Here is a 16,137-nt window from a genome sequence, read left to right on the forward strand (position 1 = left end):
TTCTACATCCGGAAACAAAAATTGTAGGGTGCGTTTTACGCACCAGAAACATGCCAGCATAATCAAGTATTTGTTTATTATATAACACCATTGCCGTATCCAACGTTGTTAGCGGTGCATGGAATGCACCCTACTTGTCTTACCTTGCAAACTTTAACGCCTTTTCCGGGCAGCTGCTGATACATCTACCACAGGCAAAACAGTCGGGACGTGTCCTTTTCTCGTCGAGTATAGATCTTACTGCAGGACAGTGGCTTTTTTTAATACAGATATTACACCCTTTGCAATTGTGACTGTTAACCTTCACTTTTACCAGTGAGAAATGTTCAAGAATCCATGTAAAAAGGCCAACTGGGCAAACCAGATAACAAAATGGTCTAAAGAGCCTCCGCATAAACTCGCACGAAAAGCGCTTGATGCAAAAATTTTTTTCAATCGTACTTCAAAATTACGTTAAAAGAAGACAGTATAAAACTGCACAGCACCAACAATGGAGATAATTTGCAAATTTGAAAACACCTCTCCTACGGTTTTTTGTTTTTTACTTTAAAAATCACCAATTTAATTCTGTAACAACAGATGAAAAGCAATCATCGTCTTGTCCAGGTATGCCTGAAACGCAAGATTCCCTCTCTTGCTTAAACGATCATCACCAATATCACACTTCAAGCGCTTTATCATCCGCTCAACTGAAGGACGACGTGTCATTATTGCCTTGAATCTCTTTGCCATTGGAGGATCTTCCGTGTCTATGTGGGGTAATAACCCAAATGATATATTAATCATCCTGCCAGTTAACGAATTGGGACAACACTCTACCTGATGCAAGCATGTTGAACACACCGGTTCACCATCTGTATCCGTTGGCGCATGGTAAATGAATTTTTCTTTTTCATAACGCATTCCTTTGTAATCCATCTCATGGCCACCATTGCATATTACCACACCATACGGCGTTATCTTCTCCATGCCACGCGGCAAACCATCTGTTATTCCATTCTTGCGCCTTGGATTTAAAGATGCCTTTAATTCTAAGCCGAGTTTGTCCATAAACTTATCTTTCAAATCTCTGCTATCACACGCGCTATCATACAACGCTCTTTTAACCGATTCTTCAATCACCGGATATGTATCAAATACCTTTTCTACATGTGGAAAATATGTCTCTCCATCATGTGTCGGTCCATCCAACACTGCTCTTGCATCCAGAGGCACGCCTTGACGTGGAAAACCTACAATACTTGCTTTGTGCCCCCAATACATCTTTGTTATGGATTTCACGATTGTCCCCGCTCCTTCATCTGCCAATACCCAGTCATGTTCACACTTGTCTCTGTCCTGACAGCGACACCTCTTAGTCAGCTTTGATTGCGACTTCTTCTGCTCCTTACCATCTTCGTCCTTATACTTTACTGTCTCAAACCCTGAATATGCATAATAGTGAGTTGTATCTCCTACTACTTCCTTTTCTATTTTAATCGCACCTGTCTCTATGTTCTCAGTTACCAGCGCAATCTTCATCTTATCCCATAGCCCCCACTCACTCATGATCTGGTCAAATTGCTGCAGTTTACGCTCACTTGGTATATGCCTGCTACAATACTCATCCCTTTCCCCCTTCGGTGCAAATCCACATACTCGCACAAAACTCGGATTACTCTTCAATAACATGGACACTTTTTCCGGCTCGCACGGAAATCCCATTAGAGCTGTACCCAAAAAACTTTTTAACAACGCACAAAAACATTTTGGCCTCTTACCTCCCAATCGAAATGGCACTACCCCGGGAGATATACTCACGGGACTTACCATCCGCTGCTTTGATTCAGCCGCTACTTCATAAAGCACATCACCTCTCTTCTCCTTGTCAACTTGCATTGTTGCTCTATTAAACAAAAGCTCCTGTCTTGCATCTTCTTTGCTCTGAGATAATACTACTTGCTTTTGGGGTTGATTTTTCAGCCTCTTTCTCTCTTCTCGTTTATTAAATTCATAAAGTGCATCGTAGTACTCAGCACCGAAATTACGGTGTTTCTCCCAGGGAAAATAATATAAAGCCCGAAACCATTCCGCATCTGGTGTATTAAGCAGTACTTTGTCATCTTCGTGAACAGTGTGAATTAGTAGCGGTTTTTGGTTGATTTGAATTTGTGATATTGGTAGCATTCTAGCGTGTCCTTTCTTGTATAGTAGTTTGTGTTATTGTGTGACTTCTATTATACAAGTTGGGCACCGTATTTTGTAATTCTACTATTGGATTTTGTAAATTATTTCACAAAACCCTTTAAAATACGGCTTACTGGCTCGTTGGCACATTATTCTTGTCGCTCCTTTTCCAAAATATTGCCTCTAACTCTTTTTATAACTCTTGTACGCTCAACTGGGCAAACCAGATAACAAAATGGTCTAAAGATAAAAAGAGATGCAGTCACAACAAATAGCATAACCATAATTGCATACGGCTCAAATCCCCAGTGCAGGAAATGGAACGGATTAAAATAACCGTAAATACCTATGCCTGCAACAAAAACAAGGGTTAAAAATGCAAGGAATATTATTATCCGTACAGGATTGGTTACCTTGAAAGGAAGTATGATCTTGGACTTCTTTGACAGAGGTATCCGGTTAAAGAGTTCCTGGATAGCTCCAATAGGGCAAGCCCAGCCACAGAAAAGCTTGTTTCCGATTATACTGAACACGGCAATAAATGCGAGGATTGTAATGAATATCACAGGCACTCCCCTTCCGGTACTCAGAAACAGAAATGGTTTGGTGATTGCACAAACCGGACTGGGATGGATGCCCATTCCCAGAGCAAATTCCCCCAGAGGTAATGCTGGAAGTATTCCAAACAGAAAGAACACTGCACCAAGTATTACTGACCTCAGATTACGATGCACCCACGAATTTATCATCAGTCCCATTCCTGTCAGGCAAAAGATAGCACCTACCCATACACGTGGTAAAAGTATAACATCCAGAAATCCCATTCCTCTTCTACCACCACCTGAAGCCCAGATGACAGACGTAGCGTACAACAATATGAGAATCGTATAAGCTGATAATATCATTGTTTTGCTAATATAGTGTAAAGTATATTTCATGACATTTCACCGCCTTTCGAAGGACATCGATTTGATCGCTGTCCTTACTTACTTTTTCCTTTTTGATGCTCATGTCTTTTGTTAATATTTGTCGAATAATACCGTCTCAAGAACACCTGATGTATTATAAAGCTCGGTGTTCCTGGAGGCGTAAATCAACTAGCGAACCCTTCGACCCATTCGATCTCTCCAGAATGGAAGCCCGTTTTTATCTCTGAGTTTGAGGATCTTATCACCTTTTGTTATCTCTGCGGCAATAATGGCCTCTTCTTCATCAAAGGCGACTTTTGAACCGGTAATTTCCACTTTATCCCCCGGTTCGAACATGACACCCTGACCTTGAAGGTACCATCCAGGACCCAGATGCACGGATATAGTCTCTTCACCGGTTTTTACTATTAGATGTACTCCATAGAACATCCCTTTTTCCGGTGATACTTTCTCAACTCTGATAACTTCACCACCTATAGTTTCTACAGTATCCGGTATATAAGACAGACAATATTGATTTTCAAGTCCCCAGACTTCAGAGCCTCTTCCCATGCCTCTCTGTGCAAAGGATTCATTTGCTGAAACAAATACCGTAATCATTAACATTATTAATATCAGAATCTTCATTTTCTTTCCTCCTTCCTGAAATAACATTGTTAAATTGAAAATCTCTTAAAGAAGAAGTTCATTCTCCTCCTCCAACTATAATTATACTCGCATGAGAGGAACAAAGATATTGATCAAAAGTGGTATTTTGCTAAGTCTTTGGATTCTTTTTGGGCGCAACTTTAGTTGCATTTGAGGTAAGAGGAAGAAGGTAATCAGTGATCAATAAATTATTGTCTTCCCTGGTTATTTCTCCGGGATTTGTACTGACGGTAATGATACTCTCATCTCCGATATTACACTCTTCCTGTAATACTTTCTTCAGGTCTTTTCCGAACAGATGGTTACAACAGTCTGATAGTTGTTCTTAGTGGTTTTCTTATATTGTTCATATAGAAATCTTTTCAAAAACTATCTCTTTATCTTTTATTATTGCTTTGACTTTGTCTCCGGATTTAAATTCCCGGTTTACTAAACATAATGATAATTTGTTTTCTATTTCTCGTTCAATCGCCCTCTTCAACGGACGGGCGCCATACTGTGGTTCAAAGCCATCTGTTACCAGTTTTTCCTTAGTTTTTGAATCTACTTCAAGGAATATTTCTTCATCCTCCAGCCTCTTTATAAGCTTATTCAGGAGAATGTCCAAAATACGTGACATATGCTTTTTCGTTAAAGAGTGAAAAACAATCATATCATCTAATCTATTCAGAAACTCAGGTTTAAAATATTTTTTTACTTCTGACAGGACCATATCCTTTGCTTCATCGTGGCTGATTATACCAGAACCGGACTTAAATCCTATTTCATGTCTTTCTGCAAGCTTTTCGCTTCCTATGTTTGAGGTCCCTATGATTATAGTATTCCGGAAGCTAATGATGTGGCCCTGTGCATCAGTAAGCCTTCCTTCGTCAAGTACCTGGAGGAGCATATTAAATACATCCGGATGGGCCTTTTCTACTTCATCAAGCAATACTACCGAATAAGGCATACGTTTGATTTTTTCAGTAAGCTGTCCTCCCTCTCCATAACCTACATAACCTGGTGGTGCGCCAATAAGTTTCGCGACTTCATGACGTTCCATATACTCTGACATGTCCAGTCTGATAATACGGGTTTCGTCATCAAAAAGAAACTCTGCTAGTGTTTTTGCCAGTTCTGTTTTTCCCACTCCCGTTGGGCCTAGAAACAGGAAGGTGCCTATTGGTTTTGAAGATTCTCTCATCCCCGCTCTGTTCCTCCTTATCGCATCGGCAATTGCTCCTACGGCGGCTTCCTGGGCGACTATGCGTTCATGTATTTTTTCTTCCATGTGTGATAACTTGTCTGCCTCGCTTTCCAGCATTCTTGAAACCGGAATACCAGTCCAATTTGAGACGACACCGGCTATATCTTCAGAAGTTACAGAGGAGTCCTTCTCGCTTAGTTCTCTTTGCCACTTTTCCTTTTCAGCGATAAGCCGCTTTTCTATGTCTTGCAATTCTGCATGATGTTTTGTCGCCTCCTCAAAGTCCTGTCTTTCAAAAGCTTCCATTTTAATGGCTTCTTGCGTTCTTTTTTCATTTTCCAGTTTCTTTATATCAGGTGGTGTGTAATGCATTTCAAGATGTTTCTTTGACCCTGCTTCATCCAGGAGGTCTATTGCCTTGTCAGGTTGTGCCCTGTCTGCAATGTAGCGTTCGGAAAGGCGTGCCGCAGCATCCAATGATTCCGGAGTATAATCTATATTATGGTGTTTTTCGTAGTAGGGCTTAAGTCCATTAAGGATTTTTTTTGTATCATCGATTCCGGGAGCATTCACCTGTACTGTCTGAAATCGTCTCGCAAGCGCTCTGTCCGATTCTATATGTTTTCGATAGTCATCATACGTAGTTGCGCCAATCAACTGTAGTTGTCCTCTTGCCAATGCCGGCTTTAATATGTCCGGAGCGCCCAATCCTCCGCCGGCTCCTCCGCCTACACCTACTACAGTATGTAATTCATCGATGAAAAGTATAATGCGTCCTCCGGCATCTATTATTGAGTCCCTGATAGATTTAAGCCTGCCTTCAAATTCGCCTCTGACACCGGCTCCCGCAATAAGGGCGGCCATGTCAAGTGAAAGAATTTTCTTCGACAGTAACGATTGTGGCACCTCCGCGGCAACAATCTGCTGGGCAAGGCCTTCAACAATAACCGTTTTACCTACCCCTGCTTCTCCTATTAAGACGGGATTATTTTTTTTGCGTCTCGATAGAATCTGGATCACCCTCTCTATCTCCTTTTCTCTACCTATTACCGGATCCAGTTCGCCCTGTCTTGCAAGTTCTAACAGATCCAGTGTATATTCTTTTAATACATCGAGCTTGCTTTCATCGTCCTGATTTACAACCTTTCTCCCCCCTCTGATCTCTTGAATAGCCGTTCTGACATTTTCCTGTCCCAGGCCGACTTTTTTGAGAATTTCAGAGGTCTTTCCTGACTGTGGATTAAAGAGCGCAAGAAATAACGCTTCTGTACTGATAAGCTTGTCTTCCATCTTTTTTGCTTCCTGCAAAGCAATCTCAAACACTTTTTCAACTTCACCTGATATTAATAATTGAACATCACCAGTAGTTACTATATTAGCCGTTTGACTATCTAAAGATGCAAATATGTCATCCATAAGACGTTTTCTTATTCCTTCTGTATCCAGTTTAAGGTGTTCCATAATTGCAAAGATAGATGAATCATTCTGGACCAGTAATCCTAAAAGCACAAATTCTGATGTAAAAACAGTATGCCTCATGTTTACCAGTTCCATAGTTCCGATGTTTATGGCATCTAATACCTTTTTTGTGCAGTATCTAATATATTTTTGCAGCATTTAATACCTCCTTATTGAATTGTATTAAATATGTAGGATTTATTTCCGAGACGAACCTTTTCTTATACAAAATGATTGAAAGGAATGTAAGTGAAAAATATAATTTAAAGGCTCTGGATTATAATGTACAGGTATGTAGATTATCCGTATCTGTTATTGATTAGAGCAAATGCAACATGCTAAATCAACGCATCGTCTTGCCGCCGTCAACTGTTAAACAGTTGCCTGTTATAAAGTCAGAAAAATCAGTAGTGTAGAAGAGGACAGCTTTGGCAATATCTATTGGCACTGCAAGTCGTTTAAGCGGTGTCTGCTCCGCCATTACCTTCTGTATTCGAGGTGGTACATGAGGTGTCTTTTCCGCTAGAGTAAACCCCGCATTTATCAGGTTAACGGTTATACCAAAATGACCCAGCTCAAGTGCAAGGATCCTCGTCAATCCAACCAGTGCTGACTGGGCTGTTGTATGGCTGGTATACCCTTTTACGGGATCATTAACTATATTGTCCATTATATTAATGATCCTTCCCCATTGTTTCTTCTGCATCCCACTAATTACCGCCTGGCAACAATTGTGTGCCCCTTTTATTGTGCCGTTCAGGTTTTCAATGAACTCTTTCCATTTAGTTTCTTTAAAGTTTCTTCGTTGTATGGTACCATGAGCATTGTTTACAAGGATGTCTATACTGCCAAATTTTTTAATGGTGTCTGTAACCATTTTGTTAACACTTGCCTTGACAGTTACGTCTGCCTGTATCACCATTGCCTTACCCCCACAACTTTCTATCCTCTTCAAAGCGGATTCTGCTCTCTTCCTGTTTTTAAGGTAATTAATAGTAACAGCTGCACCTTCAGACGCCAGGAGTTCGGCGATAGCACTCCCTCTGTCACTGCTTGCTGCTGTAACTATCGCGACTTTACCTTGCAGTTTCAAAGTAACCTCTTTTGTTTAGGGAAAATATAGATATGAATTTCACAAATTTACACTAATTAAATTAACTTTGGTTGTAAGCATTTCACGCCTCTCTTTCAAGAGGCCGGGTTTTAATAAAAAACACTATAAAGATATTGTTTCTTTTATAGTATATCCTTTTTTTGATTTTTCCACTTTGACAGCTTCTGTAACAGGGTCGTGTACAAAGAACAGAGTCCAGTCACCGTTACTGGCCCTTGACAATAATTTTTCCTTATCTTCACTTGACGTTATCGGGTTGATATCGTAACTCGCTATATAAGGTATCCTGATGTGAGATGTGAAAGGTATTACATCTCCACAGCAGACAAGTGTATTTATTCCGTCTGATATTTTTATAACTTGTTGACCTGTAGTATGGCCATCGTAGATTATGACATCTATGTTTGGTAATATCATTGCGTATCCATCTACAAGTCGTAGTTTGCCTTCTCCTTCTATTGTCTTGAAATCTTCCGTGATAAAACTGCCTTTGTCCTTTTCACTCGGTTTTGATGCCCATTCGTGATGTGTTTTTTGAACATAATGTGACGCATTTGGAAACGTAAGCTTATGTTTGTTCCCATTTAAATAAGTAGCTCCGCCAACATGGTCCAGATGTAGATGGGTCAGGACTACGTCAGTTATATCCTTAGTCTCCAGATCGTATTTTTCCAGGGATGCTTCAAGGTTGTATTCTGTCTGGTCTAATTTATAGATTTCCTTATCATTTTCTGATAACTTAGTACCGATACCGGTATCAACGAGAATTTTCCGTTTATCATCTATAATAAGTAGCGATCTGAGGGCCATTTCTACCCTGTTTTGATCATCTGGAGGGTGTAGCTTGCTCCATATTACCTTTGGAACTATCCCAAACATTGCACCGCCGTCAAGGGCAAACCTTCCGGTCTCTAACGAATGCAGTTCATAATTTCCTATTTTCATAAATCCGTTCCTTTCGTCTGTCAGGCTTGCACTTATGCCATATTATGGTATCATTATCATTTGCTGCTATAATATATAGATAAGAAATGCGCATTACAAGGGGGAAAATATGACAATTGAAATATGCAGAAAATTATATAAGGATATAGGAGAAAAACATCAGAGAGCACGAGACGTTCTGAGGAGGGGCTTGACCCTCACGGAGAAAACCCTTTATTCGCATATGAAACTGGAGGAGATAAAGCCATATACCAGAAAGGAATCTAATGTAGATCTATATCCGGACAGGATTGCTATGCAGGACGCGACTGCACAGATGGCGATATTACAATTTATATCGTCAGGAGTGCCGTCTGTGCACGTACCGACTACCGTCCATTGTGATCACCTGATATTGGCGCATCATGGTGTCTCAGACGATCTGCCTGCCGCAAAGATGACAAATAAGGAGGTTTATGACTTTCTTGCTTCAGCCGCTAAAAAATATGGTATGGGGTTTTGGGATCCGGGGGCAGGGATCATTCATCAGGTAGTTTTAGAGAATTATGCTTTTCCCGGCGCTCTGCTTATTGGTACCGACTCACACACTCCAAATGGAGGTGGCCTGGGTATGCTGGCAATCGGTGTGGGTGGGGCGGATGCTGTAGATGTTATGGTAGGGTTGCCATTTGGTATAAAGTGGCCAGGTGTTATAGGAATTAAATTAACCGGTAAATTGTCAGGATGGTCATCTCCCAAGGACGTTATTTTGAGAGTAATGAAAGAGCTTACTGTTAAAGGAGGGACCGGTTCTGTCGTAGAATATTTCGGAGATGGCGCATCTTCGATTTCATGTACGGGTAAGGCCACTATATGTAATATGGGAGCGGAGCACGGCGCCACAACATCTACGTTTCCTCTGGATTCAAAGATGTTGGAGTATCTGAGAGCAACTGACAGATCTGACATAGCTATTTTAGCAGAAGAATATTCAGAGTATTTCAGAGCAGATGAAGAGGTATACGCGGATCCTGCAAAATATTATGATAAGATTGTAGAAATAAACTTAACAGAGCTTGAGCCATTGGTCTGCGGCCCTCATACACCTGATAAGGTGCGTTCTGTATCAGAGTTCAGAGATGAAATAGTAAAGGAAGATTATCCGGATAATGTTAAATACGCACTTATCGGTTCATGTACAAACTCCTCTTATGAGGACATGGGGCGCGCGGCTGCCGTGGCAAAGGATGCTGTTGTCAAAGGACTGAAGTTGTCTGCTCCGCTATTAGTGACACCGGGATCAAACCTGATTGAAGATACTATTAAACGTGATGGGCAGATGAAAGCCCTGACTGATGCCGGTGCAACCGAACTGGCCAATGCCTGTGGTCCGTGTATAGGTCAGTGGAAACGGACGGATATTGGAGAAGGTGAGAGAAACACCATTGTTAACTCTTATAATAGAAATTTTCGCGCCCGTAATGATGGAAATAAGGAGACACTCTCATTTATCTGCTCTCCTGAACTCGTAACTGCATATGCCTTCTCAGGTTCTCTCTCTTTCAATCCATTAAAAGATAAGCTGAAAACAGTATCCGGGCAGGAAGTAATGTTGGAAGAACCATCTGCAGAAGAGTTGCCGTCTGCCGGATTTACCGGCTGCGGCAAAGGATATGTTCCGCCTGAGGATGATGGGTCAAAAGTGGAAATTGTTATAAATCCGGAGTCAGAACGTCTTCAGGTATTGGCTCCTTTTTTGCCATGGGATGGTAATGATTTTGTCGATGTTCCTTTATTATTAAAAGCTTCAGGGAAATGTACAACCGATCATATTTCTCCAGCTGGGCCATGGTTAAAGTTCAGAGGACATCTGGATCGTATCTCTGACAATGCATTTTCTGGCACTGTGAACGCGTTTGATGGTTCGGTTGGTACAGGTAAGAATCAGTTCACAGGAAAACGCGGTATAAGGTTCTCAGATATTGCTCGTGATTACAAGGAGCGTGGAGTTTCATGGGTTGTTGCAGGTGATGAAAACTATGGAGAGGGCTCTTCACGTGAGCATGCTGCCATGTCTCCAAGGTTCCTTGGCGCTGCCGCGGTAATCGTCCGCTCATTCGCCCGGATCCACGAAACTAATTTAAAGAAGCAGGGCGTCCTTCCCCTGACATTTGTTAACCCGGCGGACTATGAAAAGTTCTGTGAGGATGACAAGGTGTCAATCACAGGTCTGGAGGGCCTGGCTCCAGGCAAAAATGTTTCCGTTAAAATCAAACACAGTGACGGAACAGAAGATAGTATAGAAACTAAACATACCATGTCAGATCAGCAGATAGAATGGTTCCGTACAGGTTCCGCATTAAATAAAATTGCTAGAGATCTAGAGGGGTAATGTTACAGGGGAAATCCTTGACTTATGATCCGGATTATAGTAGTTTTTGATCGAACAGATCGTAAATAACATCAACTGCATGAATCATTTTTTGATACAAAATCTAATTTCATAATTTCCCATCCTTAATGAAAGATAGTGCAAACACATTTAGAAACAAGCTGATTCTGACCCTGGTCCTTTTTATTATTGTTTTATCGTCTGGTACTGCGGGTTACTATTTTATTGAGGGATGGCGAGTTTTTGACTCGCTGTACATGACAGTTATTACTCTTTCAACGGTAGGGTTTCATGAAATAGAACCACTTTCAAAAGCTGGAAAGGCCTTTACTATCGGCTTGATATTTTTTAGCCTCGGAGTTGTCGCATTTGCAGTAAATTATGGATTAAAGGCTATATTTGAAGGTGAATTTCGGGATGTATTCGGGAGGAGAAAATTGAAGAAGGCATTAGGGTCGTTGGAAAACCACTACATTATCTGCGGTTACGGCCGCATGGGGAAGGTAATCAGCAAGGAATTTGAGATAAAGGGGATTCCATTTGTTGTTGTAGAAAAAGAAGGACAAGGGCTAGATATAGATGGAGATGTTATCGTTGTCTATGGAGATGCGACAAGAGACGAGTTACTTAAAGATGTTGGTATAGAGAGAGCAAAGGGTCTCATATCAGTTCTTGATTCAGATCCCCAGAACCTTTACGTTGTGCTCAGTGCAAGGGGTCTTAATAAAGACCTGTTTATAGTTGCAAGGGCAAATGATGAGGGTGCGGATTATAAGCTGACAAGGGCTGGTGCGGATAAGGTCGTTTCTCCATATCATATTGGAGGCCTCAGAATGGCCCATACCATACTTAAACCAACGGTGGTAGACTTCCTGGAGTTAACGGCAAAGACCGGTAATATGGAAATTCAAATAGAAGAGGTGGTAGTGGAAGATGCGTCGGCATTGGCGGGTAAAACCATCAAGGAAGCGGATATCAGGGCAAAAAACTGGGTCGTAATCGTGGCGCTGAGAAAAAATAATGGAAAAATGTTCTTTAACCCTCGTGCTCATACACTGATAGAGGTAGGTGACAAGGTAGCGGTGATAGGAGAACCGGACCACTTTACTCAGTTTGAAGATATGGCCAGGGGGAAGAGAGGCACAAATTCACACTGATTCGTTTCTGTACGGAAACGAATCAGCCCCTTTCCTGTTCTTTCACAACTTTTCTATTTCAACGTAAGTAGAATTATATGTTGCATTGCCTCCAAAATCCTGAACAACATCCGGGGTCAGAGTATTAGCGCCTTTACCTTCGCATAGCTTAGACCACAGACCACCATATGCTAAGGTAACTCCCCTTTTTATATCCTTTGTCAGACGTGCTTTCATGTTCAAAGTATCCTGGTCGTTCTTTAATATCACCCAATCTCCTTCCTTTATATCTTTGTCTCTCGCGTCTTTATCATTAATCAGGACAATGGGTTCTATCTCTTTTTTCCAGATATTATGAAATTGAGAACGTGTGATACGCTTATGGTTTACCGTCAGGAATTGGAAAGGGAATGGACTCTTGTTCTCTTTGTAATAACCGGGTAAAGGTGGAAGTTTGGCTTTTTCGGCAAGTTGAGAGTACATCTCGATTTTGCCTGATGGAGTGAGATATTCATCCTGAGGTCTGGGTTGCATCTTACAGAAACCATCCTGTTCAAGATCCTTCAGAGTAAAATCAACACCCTTACTTCTGCACAGGAACTCTTCGGCCACTTCACGTTCTGGAGGGAACAATTCTTTTGTATTCATGCCGAGAGCTTCAGAGAGTTCCTTAAAGACCTGGTAGTTTGGTTTTGACTCGCCAAGTGGTTCAATTGCCTTCTGGTTTACGGAGAGATAGTTATGATAATAACACACATGGATATCAAATGATTCCAGGAAACTAGGGGCAGGCAGGACAATGTCAGCGTAGCTGCAGGTATCATTTAAAAAGATGTCGTGTACAACCGTAAAGAGGTCTTCACTCTCCATACCCTTCCTTACCAGCGCCTGGTTTGGTAGATTTACCAGGGGGTTGGTATTGAAGACAAAAAGAAATTTTAACTCCTCGGCATCAAGTAATTTTCCCAATTGTGCCATGTTACGCATTTTCTGGGTTTTAGCTCCTTCCGGTCTGATAAGGTGTTTTCCCTGGAGAAAGGCAAGGTCTATTTCTCTGTCAGTATTGCTATAATGAACTCTGTATCCTCCAACCAGGGGTGGAAGCAGGGCGATAGTCCTTGCAGCCTCACCGCCGTAAAGATGTTTTTGAATACCGAATCCCAGGTGAATAAAGTTTGGCCTTATTCGATATAGATCGTCTGCCAATTCTCTTATGTCATCTACCGCTAAGTCCGTTATTTTTGACACCCTTTCAAGGTTAAAATCTTTTGCCACATCTTTGAACTGTTCAAAACCATGTGTATATTTCTCTACATGCTCTTTGTCGTACATGTTTTTAGTTATCAGATAATTTGCGATTCCAAGTGCAAGTGCACCATCGGTGTTTGGCTTAATGGCAAGGTGTTTGCCGAGCTTGCCTGTTTTCAATGGGTCGATTACATAGAACTTCGCACCGTTACGAACAGCTTCCTTTACCATGTTATATCCGTGCAGATTGCTCCATGGCCCGTTCAGCCCCCAGAAGATAATTAGTTTAGATGAATTTATCTCTTCCGGATCAAGGCCCCAAAACCCTCCGTATACATACTGCATGGCTGTTCTTCCCGCGTTTGAACATACTGTAGGTGAGCAATTGCTGGTGCCAAGTGTAGTGAAAATCCGCTGGGGAAGTTGCTTATTAAGCAGTCCCATATGGCCATAATAGTGGAACGGCAATATCGCTTCGGCCCCGTGTCTGGTCAGGGTGTTCTCCATCTGATACGCAATCTCTTTGTAAGCTTCTTCCCATGTAATTTCCCTGAAATTATCTGATCCTTTTTTGCCCACTCTTTTAAGAGGTCGTTTCAGCCGTTCGGGTGAATATACAAATTTTAAACCGTTCTGTATCTTCCAGCAGAGAAACCCCTGTGTTACAGGGTGTTTAGGATTGCCTTGAAGCTTGACCGCTTTGTCACCTTCTACTGTGGTAATCATGGCACAGGTATCGTAACAGTCCCTTGGGCATGTATTGAAATATGTTTTCATGGTCTTATTTATTTTATTAAATTTATGTAGAGGCAATTCATGAATTGCCCCTGTTTCATTGATATAATAGGTAGCATTCTATCATATTCTGAGGGGTATAAGAAAAATATTTTAAAAGGATAACGGAATGATATGGGGCATGTGACCAATCCCGTAGGTCCCCTTTCCCCGCCTGCTTGTCCGACGGGCCTTTTGGCGGAAATGACAAGTCGATCAGGCCAAAGGACTTTGCTGGAATTCCTATTAATGGTATGGCCTTTGTCAAAAGGCCCGTGTAGGGAAACCGGCACTTTAAGATTGGCATGTCCGCTCATTATGATTGGACTTGGATCGTTAACAATCTGGAATAAATTTTTTTTAGTACTATTTATAACTGTTTTTTTCTATACTGAGACGGTATGCGGATAAGTACTTATCAAGTTGGTCCTCATAAATATTGCAGGTTTTCCGGGAGAAGATAATGTCTATTGCAGTAGTAGTTAAGAAAGACAATAAAGTTGTTATTGGTGCGGATACATTACAGTGCTTCGATGCTAATATGGCGGATATTGATAATCTATATGAGTCTAAACTGAGGCAGATAGGATCTGCGATACTTGCCGGTGCCGGTTGGGGACTGTATGACAACATCCTGGATGACTATCTGAAAGGTAAAAAAACAGTCAGGTTAGCAACAAAACAGCAGGTTTTTCTTTTTTTTAAAAATTTCTGGCCTGTCTTACATCAGAAATACTCATTTGTTAATAACCAATGTGATGATGCTGACTCTCCATTTGGTGAACTCGATTCATCATTCCTGATAGCCACAAAAAAAAGAATATTTTTTGTTTCTTCAAATATGTGTGTAACAGAGTTTCAGAAATTTTATGCTATCGGTGCCGGTCGTGATTACGCAATTGGAGCAATGCACGTACTGTATGATCAGGAAAAGAGTTCTGAGGAGATAGCCAGGTTGGCTATAGAGGCCGCTATTGCAAACAACGTATACTGCGGTGGAAATATTGAAACAATGAAACCGTGAAAACAAAGCTATGAAGTGCAGTAATCGTGTTACTGTATTTTTTATAGCATCGACACCCGCTCAACAGACTGGAGGACAAGCGGTAGATGTACTCAGGAAGGAAAATCAAAAATGACCAGCCAAATATGATATCAGTCGCAGGTCAAATCATGTTGATTGGATCTGAATGTTTAGATCCAGGCTACCCTCCAGAAAGACATTTCGAACTGACAAGCCTGGACTAGCCGATAATAAATTTGTGCAAATTAATATAATTCGTGTCTGCGATTTTAGAATTTCTAATCCGACCGACTTCGGCGGTAAGTAAAAAATAAAAACAAAGGGTAAAAGGGCTATAGCTTAAAGTGTATGTATAACCTTATCTCCACCTATGCTTCCTCCGTCATTAAGTAGGTTATTGAAGGAAACGACAGAGATTGAGTATTCATTCAGGTCACAAGTCCTGTTTTTAAAGCTTCAATATCGTAGGGCCCGTTTCCCTGAACGGCCCCTATGTGTTATTTGCGTAGACAAATTACTCTATTGTATTTTTAAGCGCGGTTTCCAAAGTTTTAAGGAGTATCGGGTTCTGGCTGATTTGTGTTATACCGTGCAGCCATATCTCTCTTTCGGGTGACTGGAGTTCAGATTTGCCGATTGCCTGTTCGAAGTTTTTGAGAAAAACCATTGTGATACTGGTTTGTGCACTGCCTTCCCTGGCAGTGGTGTTTTTATCGGAAGGCATGGCAGCTTCCATCTGACGGACGCCTTTTGGCGTTATCCACGCACTGTATGAATCACCGTCAACAAGTCCTGCTGTAATGAGTGTTTTCATAGGCTTTCTGATATTTGTCTCTTTAAACTCGTACTCTTCTATCAATGCTTCAAAGGTTTTTACTTTGCTGGTGCCGTACTCTTTCCAGAGGTTGTAAAGGCTTATCAGTATGAATTTTTCAAAGGGGGTTATTTTCATAGGTTTATCCAGTATAAAAAATGATTCACCGCAAAGTCGCAGAGAACGCAAAGAAAATCAAATAAAATAAAAATTTAGAAGCAATCAACAGTACATGTACAACTACAAGCAGTCTCATCTCTTACTGCTCAGTTGGACCAGGGGGAAAGAATGGGCATTTGGTATTACTGGTTCAATCCTTTAGAT

11 protein-coding genes are annotated in these 16,137 nt (G+C 41.3%); 3 read left to right on the plus strand and 8 right to left on the minus strand.

Translation table 11 applies throughout. From position 1 onward, the window contains the following. Positions 1-561 precede the first annotated feature (561 nt). The 6 genes from SCALIN_RS15725 to SCALIN_RS15750 form a co-directional block, all read right to left on the minus strand. A complete protein-coding gene (locus SCALIN_RS15725) occupies positions 562-2,166 on the minus strand; it encodes a hypothetical protein (protein ID WP_096895406.1) in 1,605 nt (534 codons plus the stop codon). Positions 2,167-2,315: 149 nt separating this feature from the next. Then, entirely contained in the window at positions 2,316-3,104 is a 789-nt protein-coding gene (locus SCALIN_RS15730) for a 4Fe-4S binding protein (protein WP_096895407.1), read from the minus strand. Positions 3,105-3,263: 159 nt separating this feature from the next. Continuing rightward, the gene (locus SCALIN_RS15735) at positions 3,264-3,722 is read right to left on the minus strand and encodes a MamS/MamX family magnetosome protein (RefSeq protein WP_096895601.1); all 459 of its coding nucleotides are present in this window, start codon (positions 3,720-3,722) and stop codon (positions 3,264-3,266) included. 367 nt (positions 3,723-4,089) lie between these two features. Beyond that, on the minus strand, positions 4,090-6,546 hold the full coding sequence (locus SCALIN_RS15740) for an ATP-dependent Clp protease ATP-binding subunit (RefSeq protein WP_096895408.1): 2,457 nt from the start codon (positions 6,544-6,546) through the stop codon (positions 4,090-4,092). A gap of 184 nt (positions 6,547-6,730) precedes the next feature. After that, complete coding sequence (locus SCALIN_RS15745) at positions 6,731-7,480, minus strand: SDR family oxidoreductase (protein ID WP_096895409.1); 750 nt, start codon at positions 7,478-7,480, stop codon at positions 6,731-6,733. A 123-nt stretch (positions 7,481-7,603) separates the two neighbouring features. Continuing rightward, positions 7,604-8,446: an MBL fold metallo-hydrolase gene (locus SCALIN_RS15750; protein WP_096895410.1), complete on the minus strand. Its 843-nt coding sequence runs from the start codon at positions 8,444-8,446 to the stop codon at positions 7,604-7,606. A gap of 109 nt (positions 8,447-8,555) precedes the next feature. Between SCALIN_RS15750 and SCALIN_RS15755 the strand changes: the two genes are divergently transcribed. Both SCALIN_RS15755 and SCALIN_RS15760 read left to right on the plus strand, forming a co-directional pair. Next, positions 8,556-10,817, plus strand: coding sequence for an aconitate hydratase (locus SCALIN_RS15755; RefSeq protein WP_096895411.1), 2,262 nt, complete (start codon positions 8,556-8,558; stop codon positions 10,815-10,817). A 128-nt stretch (positions 10,818-10,945) separates the two neighbouring features. Then, positions 10,946-11,974 carry a potassium channel family protein gene (locus SCALIN_RS15760; RefSeq protein ID WP_096895412.1) on the plus strand — a complete coding sequence of 343 codons (1,029 nt, stop codon included), beginning with the start codon at positions 10,946-10,948 and terminating at the stop codon, positions 11,972-11,974. Between the two features lie 42 nt (positions 11,975-12,016). Here SCALIN_RS15760 and SCALIN_RS15765 read toward each other — a convergent pair whose 3' ends face one another. Further along, entirely contained in the window at positions 12,017-13,978 is a 1,962-nt protein-coding gene (locus tag SCALIN_RS15765; protein ID WP_133111959.1) for a molybdopterin-containing oxidoreductase family protein, read from the minus strand. A gap of 460 nt (positions 13,979-14,438) precedes the next feature. Between SCALIN_RS15765 and SCALIN_RS15775 the strand changes: the two genes are divergently transcribed. After that, positions 14,439-14,999 carry a hypothetical protein gene (locus SCALIN_RS15775; protein WP_096895415.1) on the plus strand — a complete coding sequence of 187 codons (561 nt, stop codon included), beginning with the start codon at positions 14,439-14,441 and terminating at the stop codon, positions 14,997-14,999. A gap of 514 nt (positions 15,000-15,513) precedes the next feature. Here SCALIN_RS15775 and SCALIN_RS15780 read toward each other — a convergent pair. Further along, entirely contained in the window at positions 15,514-15,951 is a 438-nt protein-coding gene (locus tag SCALIN_RS15780; RefSeq protein WP_096895416.1) for a hypothetical protein, read from the minus strand. Positions 15,952-16,137: the final 186 nt, after the last annotated feature.

The organism is Candidatus Scalindua japonica, from assembly GCF_002443295.1.
In the GTDB taxonomy this organism is placed as follows: Bacteria; Planctomycetota; Brocadiia; order Brocadiales; family Scalinduaceae; genus Scalindua; species Scalindua japonica.

What these genes read in the sequence shown, in the direction of transcription:
- SCALIN_RS15775 (WP_096895415.1), top strand. Translation starts at nt 14,439, where the DNA reads ATGTCTATTGCAGTAGTAGTTAAGAAAGACAATAAAGTTGTTATTGGT.
- SCALIN_RS15765 (WP_133111959.1), bottom strand. Translation starts at nt 13,978, where the DNA reads ATGAAAACATATTTCAATACATGCCCAAGGGACTGTTACGATACCTGT.
- SCALIN_RS15750 (WP_096895410.1), bottom strand. Translation starts at nt 8,446, where the DNA reads ATGAAAATAGGAAATTATGAACTGCATTCGTTAGAGACCGGAAGGTTT.
- SCALIN_RS15780 (WP_096895416.1), bottom strand. Translation starts at nt 15,951, where the DNA reads ATGAAAATAACCCCCTTTGAAAAATTCATACTGATAAGCCTTTACAAC.
- SCALIN_RS15760 (WP_096895412.1), top strand. Translation starts at nt 10,946, where the DNA reads ATGAAAGATAGTGCAAACACATTTAGAAACAAGCTGATTCTGACCCTG.
- SCALIN_RS15755 (WP_096895411.1), top strand. Translation starts at nt 8,556, where the DNA reads ATGACAATTGAAATATGCAGAAAATTATATAAGGATATAGGAGAAAAA.
- SCALIN_RS15740 (WP_096895408.1), bottom strand. Translation starts at nt 6,546, where the DNA reads ATGCTGCAAAAATATATTAGATACTGCACAAAAAAGGTATTAGATGCC.
- SCALIN_RS15735 (WP_096895601.1), bottom strand. Translation starts at nt 3,722, where the DNA reads ATGAAGATTCTGATATTAATAATGTTAATGATTACGGTATTTGTTTCA.
- SCALIN_RS15730 (WP_096895407.1), bottom strand. Translation starts at nt 3,104, where the DNA reads ATGAAATATACTTTACACTATATTAGCAAAACAATGATATTATCAGCT.
- SCALIN_RS15725 (WP_096895406.1), bottom strand. Translation starts at nt 2,166, where the DNA reads ATGCTACCAATATCACAAATTCAAATCAACCAAAAACCGCTACTAATT.